Below are 21,530 nucleotides of genomic sequence, written 5' to 3' on the forward strand. Positions count from 1 at the left end.
AATTATTATGTATAAAGAACTAATACAAGACCTAAAAGAAGCTTTAAAACTTTCACCCAATAACCTACCTTTAAGGTTAAGGCTAGGTAAATGTTACGAAGCTATTTTGGATTTAGAGAATGCAGAAGAGGAATACCTGTATATTTTAAGAATTGATGATAAAAATGTAAAGGCAAAAGAAGCCTTAGCAAGTGTTTACTTTTCTTCTAAAAAATATCAAGCTGCTCAGGTTATTATAGAAGACATACTACCTTATAGTTCAGAAAATATCGATTTACTTGAATTACATTGTAAAACACTTATAAAACTAAATGAGCTTTATGAAGCTCAAGAAGTGTATAAATCTATTTTAGAAATTAACCCTCATTATAATAACGAGGATATAGACAAACACTTACGTGCCAATCATACTAATATAGTTAACGAAATTGATGAAGACGGATTTCAATCTATTGAAAAACCCTCTATAAACTTTCAGAATATTGGTGGTATGGAAGAGGTAAAAAAAGAAATTTCCTTAAAAATAATACAACCACTGAAGCACCCTGAGCTATATAAAGCCTATGGTAAAAAAACTGGAGGAGGTATATTACTTTACGGGCCTCCTGGGTGTGGTAAAACTCATATTGCTCGTGCTACAGCTGGCGAAATAAATGCACACTTTATCAATGTTGGTATAAATGATATATTAGACATGTGGATTGGTAGTAGCGAACGTAATCTTCATGAAATATTTGAAAATGCTAGAAGTAATAAACCTTGTGTTTTATTTATTGATGAAATAGATGCTTTAGGGGCTAATAGAAGTGACATTAGTAAAAGCGGTAGTAGAACGGTTATTAATCAGTTTCTTGCTGAACTTGATGGGCTTGACTCCAATAATGATGGTATTTTAATTTTAGCAGCAACTAACAATCCTTGGTACTTAGACCCAGCTTTTAGAAGACCTGGCAGGTTTGATAGAATTATTTTTGTTTCTCCTCCTGATGAAAAAGCAAGACAGGAAATTTTTGAAATACTTTTAAAAGACAAGCCTATTGAAGGAATTAATTTTGAAAAACTTTCTAAACTTACCAAAGAATTTTCAGGAGCTGATATGCAAGCTGTTATAGATATTGCCATAGAAGAGAAATTAGAAAAATCTTTTGAAACTGGAAAGCTTGAACCTTTATCTATGACTAGTTTAACTAAAGCTATAAAAAAACACAAAGCTAGTACTAAAGAATGGTTTAATTCTGCCAAGAATTATGCTTTATACTCAAATGATTCAGGATTATATGACGACATTCTTTCTTACTTAAAAATTAAAAAATAAAAGCTATGAACCCTTATTACGAAAAAGGCGTACAATTATTCAACCTAAATCGTTATAAAGAAGCATCTAAATATCTTAAAGATTCATTAACTGAAACGCCTAATGATTTTTATGCTCAATATTATTTAGCATTATGTTTTCACAATTTAGATGAATTCGATAATTTAAAACAAATAGCTATTGCTCTTATTGGTCAATATCCTGACAGCGATGAAGCACATTATCTTTTATCTATTTATTATTTATCTATTGACAATATAGATAAAGCTTATGAATATATAAATTCTGCTATCTCTTTAGACTCTTATGAAGCAACTTATTTTGGATACAAATCCTTAATTCTTATACAAAAAAAAGAATATACTAAGGCTTTAAATACGGCTAATCAAGGCTTAAGTATTGATGCTAAAAATACACTTTGCCTAAATACAAGAACAAAAGCTTTAACTAAATTACAAAGGAAAGAAGATGCTTTTGAAACTTTACAAAACACCTTACAAGACAACCCAGAAGACTATTTTACTCGTGCAAATGCTGGATGGACAAACCTTGAATTAGGAAATTATAAAGTCGCTAAAGTTCATTTTCAAGAAGCACTTCAAAAAGACCCCAATAATGAATATGCTAAAGAAGGAATGCTAGAAGCCATTAAAGCTAAAAATATAGTATATCGTTCTTTTCTAAAATATTCTTTTTGGATGGAAAAGAAAAGTTCAAAATACCAATGGGGTATTTTTATTTCTCTATACTTATTGTATAGATTCTCTACTAAACTTAGTAGTGAATTTGGCTTTTCTTTTATGATACCTATTATAGCTCTTCTGTACTTTTCTTTTGTTTTAGGATCTTGGATTATTACTCCAGTTTCTAACGCTATATTACTTAGTGATACCTATAGCAAATACCTTTTAAATAATAAAGATAAGAATGCGGCTTACTCTTTTATTCTTTTATTCTCCATAGCTATACTAAGTATCTTTGTGTATTACTATTTTAATACACCACATCTATTGTTTTTTGTAATAGCTACTTTTTCATCCATTATTCCAATTACACATTCAATACAAAAAAGTAGTATCTCCATAAAAAACATAGGTTTTCTTTATGGTCTTATTATTTTTGCCATAGGAATATTTAACCTTATTTTTAGTTTAAATATTTCTATTTTAGTACCTATTATAATGTTTGTTGCCTACACTTGGTTGCAAAGTTTAATAAAACCTCGAAATGACTGATTTTATTAACAATTTAAAATATAAATTTAAACACGCTGGTATTGTTGAAAAACTAATTTATGCTAATCTAGCTGTATTTATTTTAGTTTTTATTTTAAATACTTTTACTTTTTTATTTAAAGCGGATAGTAACTTCATTGTAAAATGGTTTGCATTCCCTTCAAATACTGATGACTTTGTAACAAAACCATGGACTATTGTTACGTATGGTTTTTTACATACAAGTTTTATTCATTTATTATTAAATTTAATAGCTCTTTTTTTCATAGGAAATTTATTTAAACAATATTTCACATCAAAACAATTACTTAACTTTTACATATTAGGTACCGTTTTAGGAGGTCTTATTTTTATGGTTAGCTATAACTTTTTTCCTGTTTTTGCTAACGTTTCTAAAAACAGTATTCTATTAGGTGCTTCTGCTGGTGTTTCTGCCATATTTATTGGTATTGCTAGCTATATTCCAGAATACCAAGTTAAAATACCTCTAATTGGTTTTATTAAATTATGGGTGCTAGGAGCTATTTGGGTTGCTTTGGATATTATACAAATTCCTGCGGGTAATGCTGGAGGGCATTTAGCTCATTTAGGAGGTTCCTTATTTGGTTTTGTGTATATTAATTATGCCAATAACAAGGAAATAACTATATTTAGCTCTATTACAGATTTTTTTAAGAAATCAATCAAAAAACAAAAAGACACCCCACTAAAAACTGTTTATAAATCAGGTAATAAACCCTCATATTCAAGTAGATCAAAGTCAAAAACGCAACAAGAAATTGATACTATTTTAGACAAAATAAGCAAATCAGGGTACGAAACTCTTACTAAAGAAGAAAAAGAGTTTTTGTTTAAACAAGGTAAGAATTAGATGAGAAAAAACTCCATTATAAATACACTTTTATTGTTTATAAATTCATTATTAGCTACTGCGCTACTATTGTCATATTTATTACCTTATATTTCTCCAAAAACAATTCCTGCACTTACTGTTTTTAGTTTGTTTGTTCCTTTTTTGGTATTAACTAACTTAGGTTTTCTCATTTATTGGTTGATTAAACTACATAAAAACGCCTTGCTTTCGGCGCTTATTTTACTGATTGGATGGTTTGTAGCACCTCCTCTTTTAAAGTTTTCAAACAAAGAAGTAGTACTTACTAATGATTTAAAAGTAATGAGTTACAATGTCCGATTATTCAATCATTATAAATGGAATGAGGATGTAACTACTGAACAAAAGATATATGAATTTATCAATACTAAATCTCCGGACATTGTTGCTTTGCAAGAGTTTTACCATTCAGATTTATTAGATATCAAATTACCATACAAATACATAAAAACCAAAACCAATCATAATAAATTTGGTTTAGCTATTTATTCAAAATATCCCATTGTTAACTCTGGTTCTTTAAACTTTAAAAACAGTGCTAACAATACTATTTTTGTAGATATAGCCAAAAATGAAGATACTATTAGAGTTTATAATGTTCATTTAGAATCTTTAAAATTAAACACCAATAAAGAAAATTTTGGCGAAGAAAGTTCAGAACGATTATTTAAACGTTTGCGTAACGGCTTTAAAAAACAAGTTGGACAAACTGAACTTATTATGCAACATGAGTATAGTTGGAAAGGAAAAAAAATTATGTGTGGCGACTTTAATAATACTTCTTACTCATGGGTATATAGAAAATTAACTGAGAATAAAAAAGACGCTTTTATTGAGCGTGGTTTAGGGTTAGGTAAAAGTTTCAGATATATTTACCCTATGCGTATTGACTTTATTTTAACAGATAATGGAGCTACTATTAATCAGTTTAAAACCTATAACGATGTTAAACTTTCCGACCACTACCCTATCATGAGCCGTTTAAATTGGTAAGCTTCTTTTTTTATTTTAAAAACTGTATTTTTACCAGCCAATCAAACTATAATTAATGAAACACTTTAATGTTGCCGTTATTGGTAGTGGACCTTCAGGAGCTTCTACTGCCTTTCATTTAGCTAAAAAAGGAATCTCTACTGTAATTATAGAAAAGGAAACACTACCACGTTATAAAACTTGTGGTGGCGGTTTTGTTTTTAGAGGTCGAAAAAACTTACCTTTTGAAATTGATGATGTTGTTGAAAAAGAGTTTCACACAGTAGACATTTATTTAGGTGATAAGTTACACTTTCAAACACATAGAGAGGAACCTACTATTTCTATGATTATGCGTGATTCTTTCGATAATCTTATAACTCAAAAGGCAAAAGAATTTGGCGCTACTCTTTTAGAAAATCATAAACTAACAGGATTAGACTTTTCAGATTCTTATATTACTATTGAAACCAGTCAAGGTAATTTTACTGCTGACTTTGTTATTGCTGCCGATGGCGCTTTAAGTCCTACTGCTAAACTAGCGGGATGGAAAGAAGATACTCGTAAATTAATCCCTGCTTTAGAATACGAAGTAGAAGTATCTGATGAAGATTTTGAGCGTTTGTCTAAAGAAGTCCGTTTTGATATTGATGCTATCCCTTATGGGTATGCTTGGAGTTTTCCAAAAAAGAAACATTTATCTATTGGAGTTGCTTCTGCAAGAAGGACTAAAATAAATCTTAAACAATTCTATAAAGAATATTTGGAAACTTTAGGTATTACTAACGTTATAAATGCTACTCAACATGGTTTTCAAATACCTGTAGCGCCACGTACAGATGGCTTTGTAAAAAACAATGTCTTTTTAATTGGTGATGCTGCTGGCTTTGCTGATCCAGTTACAGCAGAAGGTATTTCTAATGCTATTTACAGTGGTAAGCTAGCTGCTGAAGCTATTATTGAGAGTAATCAAGATAAAACGCTTGCTGCGCAATTATATATAGAAAAAATAGAAGAAGGCTTATTACCTGAGGTAAAAACTGGTTTATGGCTTTCAAAATGGTTTTATGAGCAAAAAACCGTTCGTAATATTTTACTTAAAAAGTACGGACAACGCTTTAGTGAAGCTATGGCTGATGTTTTTCATGGTAAAAGAAGTTATCCTAAAGACATTAAGCAAACCATTAAACAACGTATTAAAGAATTGGTATTCTAACAAGATTATATTGACTAGTCCTAAATAACCGTTACAGTTATTTATTGATTAAATATATTAAACATCATCTAAAGTTATAGCTTTAGATGATGTTTTTTTTCGATATGATTTTATTTTCATAATGTTTTGTTGATGTGCTTGGTCAGGAGTTTTAAAATGACATGACCAATGCGGTCTTTTAGAGTTATAAATAGTTATTGATTGTTTTACTATTTTCTCCATTATCTTAATATCTAGATTTGTAGTATTGGTAAAGAACTCTTGTTTCAAGATTCCATTAACCCTTTCAGCTATGGCATTTTGATATGGATCATATGATTCTGTCATACTGCATTTAAGCTTTTGTTTTGACAAAATATCTTGATAGATGTTACTACAGTACTGTATCCCTCTATCTGAATGATGGATAAGTTCCTTCTCTGGATATACTCTGTTTTTTATAGCCATGACCAAGGCTTTTACAGTTGAGTTCACCGCTAAAGTTTTATCCAAATGGTATCCCACAATTTTCTTAGAATATGCATCTGTAATTAATGATAAATACATAGGTTTTTTACGGCTCCCTAAATAAGTAATATCTGCTACCCATACTTGTTCTGGTCGATTTACTTCCAAAGTTTCAATAAGATTAGCATGTTTTCTAAAACGATGATGTGAGTTGGTTGTAATATGGTAACTTTTTTGTCGTTTTATCAATAGTTTATTAGCTCGTAAAATATCAAATAATCGATCCCTTCCTACACCTAAACTGCCTAATTCTTCTGAAAGAATATAATACAGTTTTCTTGTTCCAATTCTTGGCTGTTCCATTCTTACATCCTTAACCAACTCAACAACCTTATTGGCTATGGTGTGAGCTTTGGTAACTCTATAATTAGCTCGATAATACACCTGCCTACTAAACCCGAGTAATTTACAGGTGGAAGAAATACTTTCTTTCTTTTGTAAAACAAACATATCAATTACTCGGTTTTGGAGTTTTTTCTGATAGGAATCTTATACTCTTTCTCAGCTAAATCAATCATCATATCAAATAGTATCGCTTTCTTCTCTACTGCTGCTGCTTGAGCTTTTAAACGATTATTTTGCTTTTCTAATTGACGTAATTTTTGTTCTAACTCTAATAGTTTTTGTTCTGGCGATTTTGGCATAGTAGATGGTGTTTGATGATCCCAATCAAAGTTACCATATTTTCTTAACCATACTAAAACAGTGCTACGACCTTGAATCCCATATTTAAGTTGAGCCTGTTTGTAAGTTAGTTCGCCTTTTTCTACTTCCGATACAACCGAAAGTTTAAAACTCATAGTATAATCTTTCTGTGTACGTTTGCGGTAAATATTGTCATTCATAATGTTACATAATTGTGTAACGCTATTTCAGGACGAGACATATCTAAAAAAATTAAAGCCTGAGTTTTTCAACTCAGGCTTTAATTTTTTTATTGAATTTTAAGTTTTAAAACTTAAATGATGCTCCAATTATAATTTGATTAATTCTTGTATCAAAATTAACATTAGCTAACTCAGTTACTAGAGTAGAACTTATATCAGAAAAAGCTCTTTCCCATCTAACATCTAAACCAAACTTACCTATCTCAACACCTGCTCCTAGTTGAAGTCCAACTGTTAAACCATTGGCTTCTGTTTTTATACTTTTTAAAGTATTGATACTTAAATCTCCATCAATTAAATATTGAAATGACGGCCCTACAAAAACATGTGCTACCTTTAAAAACTTCTTCCCTAATAATACAGGAATATCTATTTTTTGAAAATCGTAAGCAGCAACATCACTTGATGTTTTTAATGATGTATATACTAATTCAGGGCGAACATATAATCCAATTACTGGTATTTTAAATCGTGTCCAAACACCTGCATGAAAACCTGTTTTACTCTTTGCTCCAGAAAAGACATCTGCTTTTACTTCTCCAAAAGAGTCTGAATTGTAGTTGATACCTCCTTTAATACCGAAATCAATTTGCGATTGTGAAAACTGAACCGCTCCTAAAACAAAAACGATTAAGAATACTACTTTTTTCATTATTATAATTTTTTAGTTATTGCTATTAAAACGGTTTAAAAAAATTATTATTTTCTTTTTAACACCTTTTCTACTGCTTTAACAACAGCTTCATCATTAATCTCATACTTAGCCATTAATTCAGCTGGCGTAGCAGATTCTCCAAAACTATCATTTACAGCAACAAATTCTTGTGGAGTAGGATTATTGGTAGCTAAACAACGTGCTACACTTTCTCCTAAACCTCCATATTTATTATGCTCTTCAGCAGTTACAATACAACCTGTTTTTGCTACTGATTTTAAAATAGCTTCTTCATCTAATGGTTTTATAGTATGGATATTTATTACCTCAGCAGAAATTCCTTTTTCTTCTAACTTTTCAGCTGCTTGTAATGATTCCCAAACTAAGTGTCCAGTAGCTACAATAGTAACATCTGTTCCTTCAGTAAGTTGAACTGCTTTTCCTATTTCAAAAGGTTGATCTGTCATGAATACTGGTACTTTTGGACGTCCAAAACGTAAATACACAGGTCCTTCATGCTCAGCTATTGCAATTGTAGCTGCTTTTGTTTGACTATAATCACACGTATTAATTACAGTCATTCCAGGTAACATCTTCATCAATCCAACATCCTCTAGTATTTGATGTGTTGCTCCATCTTCTCCTAATGTTAAACCTGCATGAGATGCACAAATTTTTACATTCTTATCAGAATACGCTATTGATTGGCGAATTTGATCGTACACACGACCTGTTGAAAAGTTTGCAAAAGTACCTGTAAATGGTATTTTACCTCCAATGGTAAGTCCTGCAGCAATTCCCATCATATTTGCCTCTGCAATACCTACTTGGTAAAATCGCTCTGGATGATTTTTTGCAAAATCATTCATTTTTAATGATCCTGTTAAATCTGCACATAAGGCAACTACATCTGGATTTGTTTTTCCTAATTCGGTTAAACCATCTCCAAACCCAGAACGGGTGTCTTTTTTCTCAGTATATGTATATTTTTTCATTAGTTTGTGTTGTGAAATACGGTTCAAAAATAATCTTTTATAAGAGATTTAAGTTATAAATTCTTTAATTCTTTGTATAGTTTATGAATAGGCAATCCCATTACAGTAAAATAGCTTCCTTCTATCTTATTAATTCCTATTTTTCCAATCCATTCTTGAATCCCATAGGCTCCTGCTTTATCATATGGTTTATAAGTATTTATATAGTATTCTATTTCTTCTTTATCTAACTTTTTAAACCTAACTTTTACAATATCATGTACTACTTTTTGATACTCTTTTCCTGTAATACATATAGATGTAATTACTTCATGTGTTTTATTAGATAGCTTAGTTAACATTATGTAAGCTTCTTCATACGTCTTAGGTTTTCCTAATGCTTCCTCATTTACCCAAACAATTGTATCAGAAGTTATCACTAACTCATTGTCTCCTATATTTTCCTTAAATGGTACAGATTTCAATTTCGATAAATAGTCTGTAATTTGATAGGACGTTAAATTATCAGGATAAATTTCTTCTACCTCCTTTAATTGGATAGTAAAATCTATATCTAAGTCTCTTAATAATTGTTGCCTTCTTGGTGAAGCTGATGCTAAAGTAATTTTATAATTAGCTAATTTATTGGATAACATATTTAAAATAATAGGCTATAATTGGAATACTTATAATTCCTAAAGCATATACCATATTTATTCTTTTAAATAATAACTTATAATCTTTATCACTAGCAGCTATCATTAAATAATAAATGAAATATAGTTCAGGAAAAACTCCTAAAAATAATATGGTTAATAAAATGAATTTACTTTCTACAAAAGAAATAGCAAAGCCCAATACAATGATGCTTGTAATTATAGAAATCATTAGTAACATTGCCTTAGTTCTTTTTCTTCCTAGTAAAATTGGTATTGTTTGATGTTTACGTATATAGTCTTGGTTAATATTTACAATGTCCTGTACAGTATCTCTTATAATACTACCTATAAATGATAATGATATATAAAAAATAGTAATTAATTGCAACTTAAAAAACAAATCCCATTGGCTTTCTGTTAGCTTTATAGGTACATCACACCACCAAACAATTAATACACTAAATGCTTTAATAAATGAGTTTATAATATTTGTGAAAATCGTTTTCTTGACAACATATACAGAGTAAATTGTTATAATCATCAGATTAACAACTCCTATAAATCCGTAGTAGGGTTTTTCAATACAAAAAGCTAGTAAAAAGCTAAATACAATGGCAACTACTCCTAAAAAGACAGCTAAATTTCTGGCTACTAAAGGAGAAAATGTGTATTTTTTAGTGTTTTTTTTTCTTACAAAGTAATTGGTTAAACTACCTGACGCTAAAAGCGTAACTGTAGTGATGGAAAGTAATAAAAGATTAGAAAAGGAAAGACGGGTATTAAATCCATAACCTGATAAAAAAAAGATTTTAAATAAGAATTGAATAAACACCAAATATAGCAATGCTTTCCATTTTACTATATTAAAAAAGTGCCTATACATTAATTAAAATTCTTTTTAATCCTAGCCAAATCTCTTTTATTATCTCTATCTTTCATAGTTTGACGCTTATCATGCGTTTTCTTTCCTTTAGCTAACGCAATATCTAATTTTGCCCAACCATTTTCATTTATAAAAAGTCTTAAAGGAACAATTGTATTTCCTTTTACCTCAACCTCTCTAACTAACTTTTTAAGCTCTCGTTTGTTTAACAATAAACGTCTTTCACTTTTTGGTTTATGGTTATAGTGGTTTCCAAAAGCATATTCTTCTATGTACATATTTACCACAAACAACTCTCCTCTGTCATTAAACTCACAAAAACTTTCAGTTATTCTTGCTTTACTTTGACGGATAGATTTTATTTCCGTTCCAGTAAGTTGAATTCCTGCTGTATATTTATCTAATATCTCGTATTCAAAACGAGCTTTCTTATTCTGTATATTTATATTCTTCTGCATAATTATATAAGCAAATATACTTATTAATTTAAGGCCTGCAATAAAAACAAAACACACTGAAAATATATTTTTCAGTGTGCTTTTATTTGTTTAAAAAAGTGATTTATTCAGCCATAATAGCTTCAGCTACTTTTTTATACGTTCCATTTTCTAATTTTTCTCTAATTGCTGAGAAAGCTTCAATAGTTTCTTTTACATCTTCAATAGTATGACGTGCCGTAGGTATTAATCGTAAAATAATTAATCCTTTTGGAATTACTGGATATACTACAATTGAACAAAATACTCCGTGATTTTCTCTTAAATCATGAACCATAGCCATAGCTTCAGGAATTTCTCCTTTTAAATACACAGGAGTAATACAGGTAGCAGTAGTTCCTAAATCAAAGCCTGCTTCACGTAATCCAGATTGTAAAGCGTTGGTAATGTCCCATAACCTGTCTTTTAACTCAGGCATGGTACGTATCATATCTAAACGTTTTAAAGCCCCTTTAACCATTGGCATTGGTAATGACTTTGCAAACATTTGAGAACGCATATTGTATTGTAAATATTGAACTACATCTTTATCTCCAGCAAAGAATGCTCCGATTCCTGCCATAGATTTTGCAAACGTAGCAAAATACACATCAATACCATCTTGTACTCCTTGTTCAAAACCAGTTCCTCTACCACCTTCACCTAGTGTTCCAAATCCGTGAGCATCATCAACTAATAAACGGAAGTTATATTTTTCTTTTAATGCTACGATTTCTGCTAAACGACCTTGCTCTCCACGCATTCCAAAAACTCCTTCAGAAACTAGTAAAATTCCTCCTCCAGTTTTCTCTGCCATTTTAGTAGCACGCATTAAATTCTTCTCACAACTTTCAATATCATTATGGCGGTACACAAATCTTTTACCTGCATGTAAACGAACTCCATCAATAATACATGCATGTGTATCCATATCATATACAATAATATCGTCTTTTGACACCAAGGCATCAATAGCTGATACCATACCTTGATATCCAAAATTCACTAAATAAGAGGCTTCTTTACCTACAAATTCAGCGCATTCTTGTTCTAATTGTTCATGATATTTTGTATGTCCAGACATCATGCGTGCTCCCATAGGGTACGCCATTCCGTCTTCCGCAGCAGATTCTCCATCTACTTTTAACACTTCAGGATGATTTGCCAACCCTAAATAGTCATTAATACTCCAAGTAATTACTTTTTTTCCATTGAAAGACATACGGTTTGATATTGGCCCTTCTAGTTTTGGGAAGACATAATATCCTTCTGCCTTATCTGCCCATTTTCCTAAAGGTCCTTTATCTCCTTTAATTCTTTCAAATAAATCTTTAACCATTTTTACTTTTTGTTTTTAATACGTTGCGAAAGTAATCTTTTTTAAGAGCATATCAAAACTTGTTACCCAACAACTACACGAGTTCCAATACCAAATCATTAGCATCAACCAAGGTTCCTGCTTCTAATTGTACATTATCTATTACTCCTGAAGAAACAGCTGTTACTGTTGTTTCCATTTTCATGGCTTCAATAATAAATAGTGGTTGATTTTCTTTTACCTCTTCTCCTTTTTTAATAAGTACTGTTGATAACAATCCTTGCAATGGTGCTCCTATCTGTTTAGTATCATTACTGTCTGCTTTCTTATTTTCTATTTTGTCAACTTTTATAGAAGTATCTTTTATCAAGACATTTCTCATTTGACCATTAATTTTAAAAAATACATTAGCAAACCCATTCTCATCTGGTTCTGTTTTTTGTATTAATGATATTAATACTCTTTTTCCTGATTCAATATCTATCATTATTTCCTCTCCTACTTCCATTCCAAAAAAGAAGTTTTTAGTAGGAATACTCATTACATTACCATATTTAAGATGATTGTTATAAGCTTCCGTAAATACTTTTGGATATAATTTATACGATAAGAAGTCTGTTATTTCTAAACCTCTTCCCATTCCTTTTTTAAACTGTTGTTTAAACGCTTTGAATTCTTTTTCAAAATCTATTGGGGCTAAATGTGCATTGGGTCTATCTGTGTAAGGTTCTTCGTTCTTTAATATAATTTTTTGTAATTTTTCTGGGAAACCTCCAACCGGTTGCCCTAAGTCGCCTCTAAAAAAACTGATTACTGATTGTGGAAATGAAATGGTTTCGCCTCTTTCCATTACATCTTCCACTGTTAAATCATTACTAATCATATATTGCGCCATATCTCCTACTACTTTAGAGCTTGGCGTTACTTTAACAATGTCTCCAAACATTTTGTTTACTTCACCATACATTTTAGTTACGGCTGTAAACTTATCTTCTAACCCTAAAGCAATGGCTTGCCCTTTTAAGTTTGAATATTGTCCCCCTGGGATTTCATGCTCATATACTTCTCCTGTTCCAGATTTCAATCCAGATTCAAAAGGATAATAATAGGTTCTTACTGCTTCCCAATAGTTAGAATACTCTGCTAATTTTTCCGTGTTAAACTTATGCTCTCTTTCATTAAATCGTAACATTTCAACCATGGAATTGAAGTTTGGTTGCGATGTTAATCCAGATAATCCACCTAAAGCTACATCTACAACATCTACGCCAGCTTCTATGGCTTTCAAATAAGTGGCTGGCTGTATTGATGATGTATCGTGAGTATGTAAATGAACAGGAATGTTTATTTCTGACTTTAAAGCACTTATTAATTCATAAGCAGCTTGCGGCTTTAATAAACCAGCCATATCTTTTACTCCTAAAATATGTGCTCCAGCATTTTCTATGTCTTTTGCTAACTGTAAATAATATTTTAAATCGTATTTTGTTTTGGATGGATTTAAAATGTCTCCGGTATAACAAATAGACGCCTCAGCTAAACCTTTGGTTTTATTACGTACGTGTTTAATACATGGCTCAATAGATTTCATCCAGTTTAAGGAATCAAATATCCTAAATACATCTACTCCTGTTTCCCATGATTTCTCTACAAACTTTTCAATTAAGTTATCTGGATATGCTGTATAACCTACACCATTAGACCCTCTAATCAACATTTGCAATAATACATTAGGCATCGCCTCACGTAACAACGCCAAACGTTCCCAAGGATTTTCTTGTAAAAATCGTAAACACACATCAAAAGTAGCGCCTCCCCATACCTCCATACTGAAAATTTCAGGATGATTTTTAGCATATCCTTCTGCTACTTTTAGCATATCTGTTGTACGCATACGAGTAGCTAATAAACTTTGATGAGCATCTCTCATCGTTGTATCCGTAAAATGAATTTTCTTTTCATTCTTCAGCCATTCTGCAAACTTCTCTGGCCCTAATTCTGTTAAAAGGTCTTTAGTTCCTTTTGGATGTTTTTCTAACTTAGGAAATTTAGGAACTTTTGGTTTTGCAAACTGGTGTCCTTCTATTGTTTTTTTAACATCTGGATTCCCATTAACTATAACTTCTCCTAAGAAATTAATTAATTTATTGGCTCTGTTCTTCGTTTCTTTAAACTCAAAAAGTTTAGGCTCATTTTTAATAAAGTTTACCGTTACTTTTCCTTCTCTAAAAGTTTGATGTTCTAGAATATTTTCAAGGAAAGCGATATTCGTATTTACACCTCTAACTCTAAATTCTGCCAAGGCTCTTAACATTTTTCTACAAGCACCATCAAAGGTTCTACTGATAGCAGAAACTTTCACCAACATTGAATCAAAGAATGGCGATATTTTCACACCTTGATAAATACTTCCTGCATCTAATCGAATCCCAAAACCTGAAGCACTTCTGTATGTAGTTACTGTTCCGTAATCTGGTTTAAAATCATTTGCTGGGTCTTCTGTTGTTACCCTACACTGTAAGGCATGTCCTGTTATTTTTACAGATTCTTGATTTGGTATTTTTATTTGCGTATCTCCTAATTTATAACCTCCAGCTATAAACAATTGTGTTTTTACTAAGTCAATATTGGTTATCATTTCTGTAACCGTATGCTCTACTTGAATACGTGGATTTACTTCTATAAAATAGATAGAATTATCTTCATCTACCAAAAACTCAACCGTACCAATATTATTATAATCTACAGCTTTACAAATTGAGGTAGCATATTTGTATAGATCATTCTTAATATTTTCATGTAAACCTATAGAAGGTGCTATTTCTATAACCTTTTGATAACGACGTTGTACAGAACAATCTCTTTCAAATAAATGCACCATATTACCGTGAGCATCTGCGACTATTTGAATTTCAATATGCTTAGGGTTTTCAACGTATTTTTCTAAAAAAACGGTATCGTCTCCAAATGCATTTAAAGCCTCTCTTTTAGCTTCTGTATATCCTTTCCTTAACTCATTCTCATTTCGTATTACACGCATTCCTCTACCACCACCACCAGAAGCTGCTTTTAACATTACAGGATACCCAATGCCTTCTGCTTCTTTAATTGCTATATTAATAGTAGTTAAATCTTCTTTGTTACTTTGAATAATAGGAACATTGTTTGCTACCGCAACTTCTTTTGCTGTAATTTTATCTCCTAACGCTTTTAATACTGATACTTTGGGGCCAATGAAAATAATTCCGTTTTCTTCACACTTTTTTGCAAATTCAGCATTTTCAGATAAAAAACCATACCCTGGATGAATTGCATCTACATGATTCTCTTTAGCTACTTTTATAATAGCATCAATATCTAAATAGGGCTTTAAAGGTTCATTGTCTTCTCCTATTTGGTAGCATTCATCTGCTTTATAACGGTGTAAAGAATAACGATCTTCATAGGTGTAAATTCCTACCGTTTTGATACCTATTTCTACACATGCTCTAAAAACTCTAATAGCAATTTCTCCCCTGTTTGCTACCAGTACCTTTTGTATTTTCATTGTTATGTTTATTGTTGTTGTTAATTGGTTCTCAAATTTAACCTTTAATTTACATTTTTATAAGTAAAACAAAGATTTTAATTACAAAAAACCATCATTTTAGCAAATCATCAAAATAAATGCAATAAAAAAACGATTTTTAAGTTTTTTGTTGAATAATTATCAATTTAACAACCTTATTAAGTCTTTAATGTTTTATATTTCGAAAACTTAATTACAACAACTAAAAAAGACGCTCAAAAAGCGTCTTTTTTAGTTTATTATTTATTTATATTATCCTACCCTAGAATTTCTCCTTGTTTTGCTTGTAATTCCTTTATAAATGGTTGTTTGTACAAGCGCTTACCTAAAGCTTTATGGATTGCATTAGCCACAGCACCTCCTGCTGGTGGTAAACCTGGCTCGCCTAAACCTGTAGGAGATAATTCATTTTCTACAAAATGTACTTCTACTTTTGGTGTTTCATTCATTCTAATTAAACGGTACGTATCAAAGTTTTTATGAGAAGGTTTTCCATCTTTAAAAGTAAAATCGCCATACAAAGCATGTCCAATACCATCTATAACGCCTCCTTGTATTTGGTTAATAGCTCCTGTTGGATTTATAACAATACCACAATCTACAGCAGCCACCACTTTCGTTACTACTGGCAATCCATCTTTCAATACCACTTCAGCCAACTCAGCTACATGAGTATTATGACTATAATACGCAGAGAATCCTTGATAAACATCCTTTTCAGCTTTTCCCCATCCACCTTTTTCAGCAGCTAGTTTTATGGTATTTTCCATTCGTTGTCCAGAATATTGGATATTTTCATCTTTAGTTCCTTTTACGTTTTGCAATAGCTCTATTCTCAACTGTACTGGATCTTTACCTAACTCTTCTGCTAACTCATCAAAAAAACTTTGTTCTGCATAGGCTAAAAAATTTGTATAAGGTGCTCGCCAAGCTCCTGTTGTTATAGTACTCTGATAGTTTTGTGTTGATACTTTATAATTAGGAATACAACCTGCAGGAAAAAAATGTGGAATGGCTCCGTACATATTTCCGTTTATAGCTGCTTCTTTTAAATGGTATCCTGTTATTTTATTATCTTTTATAGAAGCGGCTATTCGGTATTTAATAGCGGGTCTATAAATTCCATCAGTCATATCATCTTCTCTAGAAAACACAACTTTTACGGGTTGTTTTGCTACATTAGAAATCTCAGCAGCTTCTAGTGCAAAATCACCATACAAACGTCTTCCAAAACCACCGCCCATTCTTGTCATTTCCAATTCAATTTCTTCTTCTTTTCTATTTAATAATTGCGCTATTCTTCCTGCCGTCCATTGTGGTGTTTGGATAGGGCCTACTAAATGAACTTTCTCTTTGGTTACGTTAGCATAAAAATTCATTGGTTCTAAACAGTTATGAGGCAAAAAAGGAGAGTGATATGTTTTTTCAATTACTTTATCAGCCTCAGAAAATGCCTTTTTTACATTGCCGTCTTCTCGCCTATTTTTAAAGTCATTCCCTCCAAGAATATTATTTAGAATTTTGTTATGATCTTCTGTACTTTCTAGTTTTTCTTCATCTTTCCAAACAGCTTTTAAGGCTTTTTTTCCTTTCATAGCTGCCCAAGTATTGGTTGCTAATACTGCCACTTTATCTCCAAATTGTAATACTTGTGTTACACCATTTACTTTCTTAGTCTCAACATCTGTATAACTTTCTAATTTTTGTCCAAATGCTGGTGGACGTAATACAGATGCGTATTGCATTCCTTCTGCAACATAATCTAATCCAAATAATGGTTTACCTGTTACTATTTTGTCTACATCAACATTTATGGCATCTTTTCCTATAATGGAGTACTCTGAAGGTTTCTTTAAAGTTACCTTTTCTGGAACTTCCAACAAAGCAGCTTCTTTTACTACTTCTCCATACCCTAAGGTTTCACCTTTTGCATTGGTAATAATCCCTTTAGATGCTTTACAAGAGTTTGCTTCTACTCCCCATTTTACAGCTGCTGCATTGATTAACATTTGCTTGGTAGTAGCTCCTGTTTGACGAAGTGCATCCCATCCATGTCTAATAGATTGGCTTCCTCCTGCTACCTGACGAGTATATTCTTTTTTATTGTACTTGGCTTGTACTACATGTACCTTATCCCAGTCTACATCTAATTCTTCTGCTATAATCATGGGCATTGCAGTTTTTACACCTTGACCTATTTCTGGATTGGGTGAATAAATGGTTACATACCCATTATCGGCTATTTTTATAAATGCATTAAAATCATTAAAATTTAAGTTTTCAACATCTATTGAAGGTGCTACATTAGGTTTGCAAGCTGTAAATAAGTTAAACCCAACTAACAATCCTCCTCCTGCTAAAGCAGTTGTTTTTAAAAAGTTTCTTCTACTGAAACTTAACATTTCTTTTGTACTCATGATTAGTTGTTTTATGACATTTTATCAGCTGCTATAGCTACTGCTTTTTCTATTCTATTATAAGAAGCACATCTACATAAATTACCATGCATTGCCTCACGTATTTCTTCTGTAGTTGGTTTAGGGTTTTCTTTTAAAAAGGAAGCTGCTGTCATTATTTGTCCTGCTTGGCAATATCCACACTGAGGCACATCTACTTCTTTCCAAGCTTGTTGTAATGGGTGATTTCCTTCTTTGGATAATCCTTCAATAGTAGTAATCTCTTCTTTTTCTAACATGGACACCTGTAATTGACAGCTTCTCATGGCTTTTCCATCTATATGAACTGTACAGGCTCCGCATTGTGCTATACCACAGCCAAATTTAGTTCCTACCATATTTAATTCGTCACGTAAAATCCAAAGTAAAGGAGTATCTGAATCAGCAGAGATTGTTACCAACTCTCCATTGATTTTTAAATTATATGTTGGCATTTCTTGTTAGTTTTGTTTCGTCTTTTGTAAGTTACAAAAAATAACCTAGCCACATTTCTTTCTAATACTATTTTAACAGAGTTTTAATTATAACACTAATAGCATATCAACCACTAAAAACCTGATATTAAAAACTTACACATGGAGTTATGTTTAACCTCCTTTTTAAATCTTACCCCATAAAAATAGGTGTAGGATTATTAGAAATTGATTCTTATCACATATTTCTAAAAATAAGTCATAAAAAAAGCAATCTATTTCAGATTGCTCTTTTGTGCTATATTAATATCTTTTATTTCTTCAATACTATCCAGTAATCTTTTTTGAATCATTTGTATGATTCTTTTGTGAAACTCTGAAGTATTCTTTTCATAAGAGATGTATTCTTCATTTGTAAATTGACCAATTACAACTCCTAATAATTGATTTCTTAATCCTATATTTTTAAATACTACTTTTTTAATATAATCAGTAAACCTATCATTTGAAAAATTATGAATATCTACTTTTTGTTTTATTGATATTCTACTGAATACTCTTACAATTATATCATGCTGTAATTTTAATATAGGACGTAAGGTTACATTCTGAAAACTCTCATTTTCATTGTTTGAAGAAAGATTTAAAACTGGACGAATACTTTTTTTATCTTCCATTCAAAAAGTTGGTTACATTACTTTCTATACGTTCTAAGACATTCTCAGTATTAGCTTTCACAAAAGTTTCTCCTGTTATTTGCTCGTATAGTTCTATATACCTATTAGAGATTTCTTCTATTTTCTCATCAGACATTTCTGGAATTTGTTGCCCTTCTTTTCCTTGAAATCCATTCTCTATCAACCATTGACGCACAAACTCTTTAGATAATTGCTTTTGTTTCTCTCCTTTATCTTGACGTTCTACATATCCTTCTTCATAAAAATAACGTGAAGAGTCTGGTGTATGAATTTCATCTATTAAAACAATTTTACCTTCTTTAGTTTTTCCAAATTCGTATTTAGTATCTACTAAAATAAGCCCTCGTTTTTTTGCTATTTCTGTACCTCTTTCAAATAACTTACGTGTATAATCTTCTAACACAATATAATCTTCTTCTGAAACAATTCCTTTGGCTAGAATATCTTCTCTAGAAATATCTTCATCATGTTCACCATTATCCGCTTTGGTAGATGGGGTTATAATTGGAGTTGGAAACTTATCATTTTCTTTCATTCCTTCTGCCATTTCAACACCACAAAGCACTCTTTTTCCTGCTTTATATTCACGTGCCGCATGACCAGATAAATACCCACGAATTACCATTTCCACTTTAAATGGTTCACATAAATGGCCTACCGCTACATTTTCATCTGGAGTGTCTAGCAACCAGTTTGGAACAATATCTGCCGTATCGTTCATCATCTTTGTTGCTATTTGATTCAATATTTGCCCTTTAAAAGGAATTTGCCTTGGTAAAATAACATCAAAAGCAGACAGTCTATCAGAAGCTATCATTACTAGTAATTCATCATCTATATTATAAACCTCTCTTACTTTACCTTTATAAACTTGCTTTTGCTTAGGAAACTGGAAGTTAGTTTCGTTAATTGTATTCATTATTTTATTTGTTGTGTTGTAGTGTGCAAATTTAGAGTTTTTAGTTATGATTAAAAATTGTTTTTCTTTTTTGAAGTAATTCTTTATTTCTCGTCTAAAAATATTCTATTAAATAAAAAAAGTCAGTTTGAAAAAAACATCAAACTGACTAAGAGTTGTAGCTAAAAAGTAAAACGATTTATGTTTTTATTATAGTATTATTCCTACGAGTTTTAGTAAATCCTTTATTGTATTCACAACTGTAGGGTTCTTAATTTTAAATTGGAAAAAGATTTTACCACTACTTTTATAAATAGCATCAAAATTCACATAAACTTTAGATATAAAGTTGTAAGAAATATCCATATCAATATTTTTCTTAATCACTACAAATTTGTTAATGATAAGTTTAATAATTGTGCTTTTAAAAAGAAAAACAATATCTATAAATTTATTTTTAATTTTAATTTTAGAAACCTTTAATGTTCCCGCTTCAATTTTATTTACAGCAGTATTAAAGTGTAATGGCAACTCTACATGAGCACTTCCTGTTCTATCTAGTACTCTTCTATATTTTCCAAAAAATTTAATATAGTGTCTATACCTAGCATTTCCTTTAAACTTGATTATTACATTAGTTCCTCCACTAGTAGTTATAGATTCTAATGAAAACCCATACAAATCAACTTTTTGTTTGTTACTATGCTTTCTTAAAGCAGGAAATTTAGCTACCGCATTTTTAAGTAATTGCTCAGATAAGCCTAATTTTAAAGTAAGATTATTTGATTGTGAGCTAATACTAGCTGCAAAGTATTTCTTTGCATTTTGTTTAATATCCCATAATAAGTATCCTATAGCTCCTGCTAATTCATTTTTATCATAGGTAAAACCACCTTTGGCTGCATCATTATTTAAAGTAAAAATTTTAGCCTGCTTTTCTAACTCTTGCTCAAATTTTGCTTTTTCTTGCTCAACTTCTTCAGCTACCATTTTTTCTAGTTCTTCAACTGTCATTCCAGTTTCTTCCAGAAAAGTTTGGTTAACTCCGTCTACAAAAACGTCATTTTCAAAATCTGTCGCATTTTGTATGTCACTATTTTCTATTATTTCTTGTTCTATAACGACATCATTTTCTTTTTGGCATCCTAACATCAATAGTATTACAAATAGCCATATGTACTTATAGTAGTTTGTTTTTTTCATTTTTAGTTTAGTTTAATTGATTTTTGTTTTAAATGGTTTTTAGTTTCTAACTACAACTTATAAAGTTATTCATCAACCCAAACAAATACATAAAAAAAACATGAATTAAACGTTAACTATTTATTTGTGGAATATTAAACAGTTTGTGTGATTAGCTTATTAATACTACAACACCAAAATAGTAGTCTAATACCATTCCTTATTTAAATTTACTCACAAGAAAAAAACCTGATAAATTCCACTATGAATTTATCAGGTTTCTGTCGCTTCTATATTTTATAAAAAATATAAAAACAGTATCTTTT

18 protein-coding genes are annotated in these 21,530 nt (G+C 30.9%); 5 read left to right on the plus strand and 13 right to left on the minus strand.

The window, feature by feature from the left end; genetic code table 11:
- Positions 1-7 precede the first annotated feature (7 nt).
- From ABNT65_RS07465 to ABNT65_RS07485, 5 genes are read left to right on the plus strand one after another with little or no spacing between them, the layout of a single operon-like run.
- The gene (locus ABNT65_RS07465; RefSeq protein ID WP_348747573.1) at positions 8-1,315 is read left to right on the plus strand and encodes an AAA family ATPase; all 1,308 of its coding nucleotides are present in this window, start codon (positions 8-10) and stop codon (positions 1,313-1,315) included.
- A 5-nt stretch (positions 1,316-1,320) separates the two neighbouring features.
- Positions 1,321-2,550, plus strand: a complete 1,230-nt coding sequence (locus ABNT65_RS07470; protein ID WP_348738840.1) for a tetratricopeptide repeat protein — start codon at positions 1,321-1,323, stop codon at positions 2,548-2,550.
- Positions 2,543-3,421 (plus strand): rhomboid family intramembrane serine protease, encoded by an 879-nt coding sequence (locus ABNT65_RS07475; protein ID WP_348704908.1) that lies wholly within the window; start codon positions 2,543-2,545, stop codon positions 3,419-3,421. Before ABNT65_RS07470 ends, ABNT65_RS07475 begins: the two co-directional genes overlap by 8 nt.
- Entirely contained in the window at positions 3,422-4,435 is a 1,014-nt protein-coding gene (locus ABNT65_RS07480; protein WP_348704906.1) for an endonuclease/exonuclease/phosphatase family protein, read from the plus strand.
- Positions 4,436-4,490: 55 nt separating this feature from the next.
- Positions 4,491-5,630, plus strand: a complete 1,140-nt coding sequence (locus tag ABNT65_RS07485) for a geranylgeranyl reductase family protein (RefSeq protein WP_348704904.1) — start codon at positions 4,491-4,493, stop codon at positions 5,628-5,630.
- 57 nt (positions 5,631-5,687) lie between these two features.
- Here the strand turns inward: ABNT65_RS07485 and ABNT65_RS07490 are convergent.
- The 13 genes from ABNT65_RS07490 to ABNT65_RS07550 all read right to left on the minus strand — a co-directional run bounded on the left by ABNT65_RS07490 (position 5,688) and on the right by ABNT65_RS07550 (position 21,225).
- A protein-coding gene (locus ABNT65_RS07490; RefSeq protein ID WP_412766822.1) for an IS3 family transposase occupies positions 5,688-6,982 on the minus strand; the annotation gives its coding sequence in 2 pieces (ribosomal slippage) (positions 5,688-6,616 and positions 6,616-6,982; 1,296 coding nt in all).
- A gap of 106 nt (positions 6,983-7,088) precedes the next feature.
- Positions 7,089-7,676: an outer membrane beta-barrel protein gene (locus ABNT65_RS07495; protein ID WP_348747574.1), complete on the minus strand. Its 588-nt coding sequence runs from the start codon at positions 7,674-7,676 to the stop codon at positions 7,089-7,091.
- A 47-nt stretch (positions 7,677-7,723) separates the two neighbouring features.
- The gene (locus ABNT65_RS07500) at positions 7,724-8,674 is read right to left on the minus strand and encodes a transketolase family protein (protein WP_348704899.1); all 951 of its coding nucleotides are present in this window, start codon (positions 8,672-8,674) and stop codon (positions 7,724-7,726) included.
- 53 nt (positions 8,675-8,727) lie between these two features.
- Positions 8,728-9,309 carry a Maf family nucleotide pyrophosphatase gene (locus ABNT65_RS07505; protein WP_348704897.1) on the minus strand — a complete coding sequence of 194 codons (582 nt, stop codon included), beginning with the start codon at positions 9,307-9,309 and terminating at the stop codon, positions 8,728-8,730.
- Positions 9,296-10,195, minus strand: coding sequence for a UbiA family prenyltransferase (locus ABNT65_RS07510; RefSeq protein WP_348704895.1), 900 nt, complete (start codon positions 10,193-10,195; stop codon positions 9,296-9,298). The genes ABNT65_RS07505 and ABNT65_RS07510 overlap by 14 nt, the downstream gene beginning before the upstream one ends.
- On the minus strand, positions 10,195-10,653 hold the full coding sequence (gene smpB / locus ABNT65_RS07515; RefSeq protein ID WP_348704893.1) for an SsrA-binding protein SmpB: 459 nt from the start codon (positions 10,651-10,653) through the stop codon (positions 10,195-10,197). The genes ABNT65_RS07510 and smpB overlap by 1 nt, the downstream gene beginning before the upstream one ends.
- 103 nt (positions 10,654-10,756) lie before the next feature.
- Positions 10,757-12,010: an aminotransferase class I/II-fold pyridoxal phosphate-dependent enzyme gene (locus tag ABNT65_RS07520; protein WP_348704891.1), complete on the minus strand. Its 1,254-nt coding sequence runs from the start codon at positions 12,008-12,010 to the stop codon at positions 10,757-10,759.
- A 73-nt stretch (positions 12,011-12,083) separates the two neighbouring features.
- Positions 12,084-15,536, minus strand: a complete 3,453-nt coding sequence (locus tag ABNT65_RS07525; protein ID WP_348747575.1) for a pyruvate carboxylase — start codon at positions 15,534-15,536, stop codon at positions 12,084-12,086.
- A 278-nt stretch (positions 15,537-15,814) separates the two neighbouring features.
- The gene (locus tag ABNT65_RS07530) at positions 15,815-17,974 is read right to left on the minus strand and encodes a molybdopterin cofactor-binding domain-containing protein (RefSeq protein WP_348747576.1); all 2,160 of its coding nucleotides are present in this window, start codon (positions 17,972-17,974) and stop codon (positions 15,815-15,817) included.
- Between the two features lie 11 nt (positions 17,975-17,985).
- Complete coding sequence (locus tag ABNT65_RS07535) at positions 17,986-18,447, minus strand: (2Fe-2S)-binding protein (protein ID WP_348704884.1); 462 nt, start codon at positions 18,445-18,447, stop codon at positions 17,986-17,988.
- A gap of 254 nt (positions 18,448-18,701) precedes the next feature.
- A complete protein-coding gene (locus tag ABNT65_RS07540) occupies positions 18,702-19,103 on the minus strand; it encodes a glyoxalase (protein ID WP_348747577.1) in 402 nt (133 codons plus the stop codon).
- Positions 19,093-20,043 (minus strand): phosphoribosylaminoimidazolesuccinocarboxamide synthase, encoded by a 951-nt coding sequence (locus ABNT65_RS07545; protein ID WP_348747578.1) that lies wholly within the window; start codon positions 20,041-20,043, stop codon positions 19,093-19,095. The genes ABNT65_RS07540 and ABNT65_RS07545 overlap by 11 nt, the downstream gene beginning before the upstream one ends.
- A 189-nt stretch (positions 20,044-20,232) precedes the next feature.
- Complete coding sequence (locus ABNT65_RS07550; protein ID WP_348704879.1) at positions 20,233-21,225, minus strand: hypothetical protein; 993 nt, start codon at positions 21,223-21,225, stop codon at positions 20,233-20,235.
- Between the last annotated feature and the right edge of the window lie 305 nt (positions 21,226-21,530).

Source organism: Tenacibaculum sp. 190524A02b (assembly GCF_964036645.1).
In the GTDB taxonomy this organism is placed as follows: domain Bacteria; phylum Bacteroidota; class Bacteroidia; order Flavobacteriales; family Flavobacteriaceae; genus Polaribacter; species Polaribacter vairaonense.

What these genes read in the sequence shown, in the direction of transcription:
- ABNT65_RS07520 (WP_348704891.1), bottom strand. Translation starts at nt 12,010, where the DNA reads ATGGTTAAAGATTTATTTGAAAGAATTAAAGGAGATAAAGGACCTTTA.
- ABNT65_RS07530 (WP_348747576.1), bottom strand. Translation starts at nt 17,974, where the DNA reads ATGAGTACAAAAGAAATGTTAAGTTTCAGTAGAAGAAACTTTTTAAAA.
- ABNT65_RS07505 (WP_348704897.1), bottom strand. Translation starts at nt 9,309, where the DNA reads ATGTTATCCAATAAATTAGCTAATTATAAAATTACTTTAGCATCAGCT.
- ABNT65_RS07525 (WP_348747575.1), bottom strand. Translation starts at nt 15,536, where the DNA reads ATGAAAATACAAAAGGTACTGGTAGCAAACAGGGGAGAAATTGCTATT.
- ABNT65_RS07485 (WP_348704904.1), top strand. Translation starts at nt 4,491, where the DNA reads ATGAAACACTTTAATGTTGCCGTTATTGGTAGTGGACCTTCAGGAGCT.
- ABNT65_RS07535 (WP_348704884.1), bottom strand. Translation starts at nt 18,447, where the DNA reads ATGCCAACATATAATTTAAAAATCAATGGAGAGTTGGTAACAATCTCT.
- ABNT65_RS07495 (WP_348747574.1), bottom strand. Translation starts at nt 7,676, where the DNA reads ATGAAAAAAGTAGTATTCTTAATCGTTTTTGTTTTAGGAGCGGTTCAG.
- ABNT65_RS07475 (WP_348704908.1), top strand. Translation starts at nt 2,543, where the DNA reads ATGACTGATTTTATTAACAATTTAAAATATAAATTTAAACACGCTGGT.
- ABNT65_RS07545 (WP_348747578.1), bottom strand. Translation starts at nt 20,043, where the DNA reads ATGAATACAATTAACGAAACTAACTTCCAGTTTCCTAAGCAAAAGCAA.
- ABNT65_RS07540 (WP_348747577.1), bottom strand. Translation starts at nt 19,103, where the DNA reads ATGGAAGATAAAAAAAGTATTCGTCCAGTTTTAAATCTTTCTTCAAAC.
- ABNT65_RS07550 (WP_348704879.1), bottom strand. Translation starts at nt 21,225, where the DNA reads ATGAAAAAAACAAACTACTATAAGTACATATGGCTATTTGTAATACTA.
- ABNT65_RS07470 (WP_348738840.1), top strand. Translation starts at nt 1,321, where the DNA reads ATGAACCCTTATTACGAAAAAGGCGTACAATTATTCAACCTAAATCGT.
- ABNT65_RS07500 (WP_348704899.1), bottom strand. Translation starts at nt 8,674, where the DNA reads ATGAAAAAATATACATATACTGAGAAAAAAGACACCCGTTCTGGGTTT.
- ABNT65_RS07465 (WP_348747573.1), top strand. Translation starts at nt 8, where the DNA reads ATGTATAAAGAACTAATACAAGACCTAAAAGAAGCTTTAAAACTTTCA.
- ABNT65_RS07480 (WP_348704906.1), top strand. Translation starts at nt 3,422, where the DNA reads ATGAGAAAAAACTCCATTATAAATACACTTTTATTGTTTATAAATTCA.
- ABNT65_RS07510 (WP_348704895.1), bottom strand. Translation starts at nt 10,195, where the DNA reads ATGTATAGGCACTTTTTTAATATAGTAAAATGGAAAGCATTGCTATAT.
- smpB (WP_348704893.1), bottom strand. Translation starts at nt 10,653, where the DNA reads ATGCAGAAGAATATAAATATACAGAATAAGAAAGCTCGTTTTGAATAC.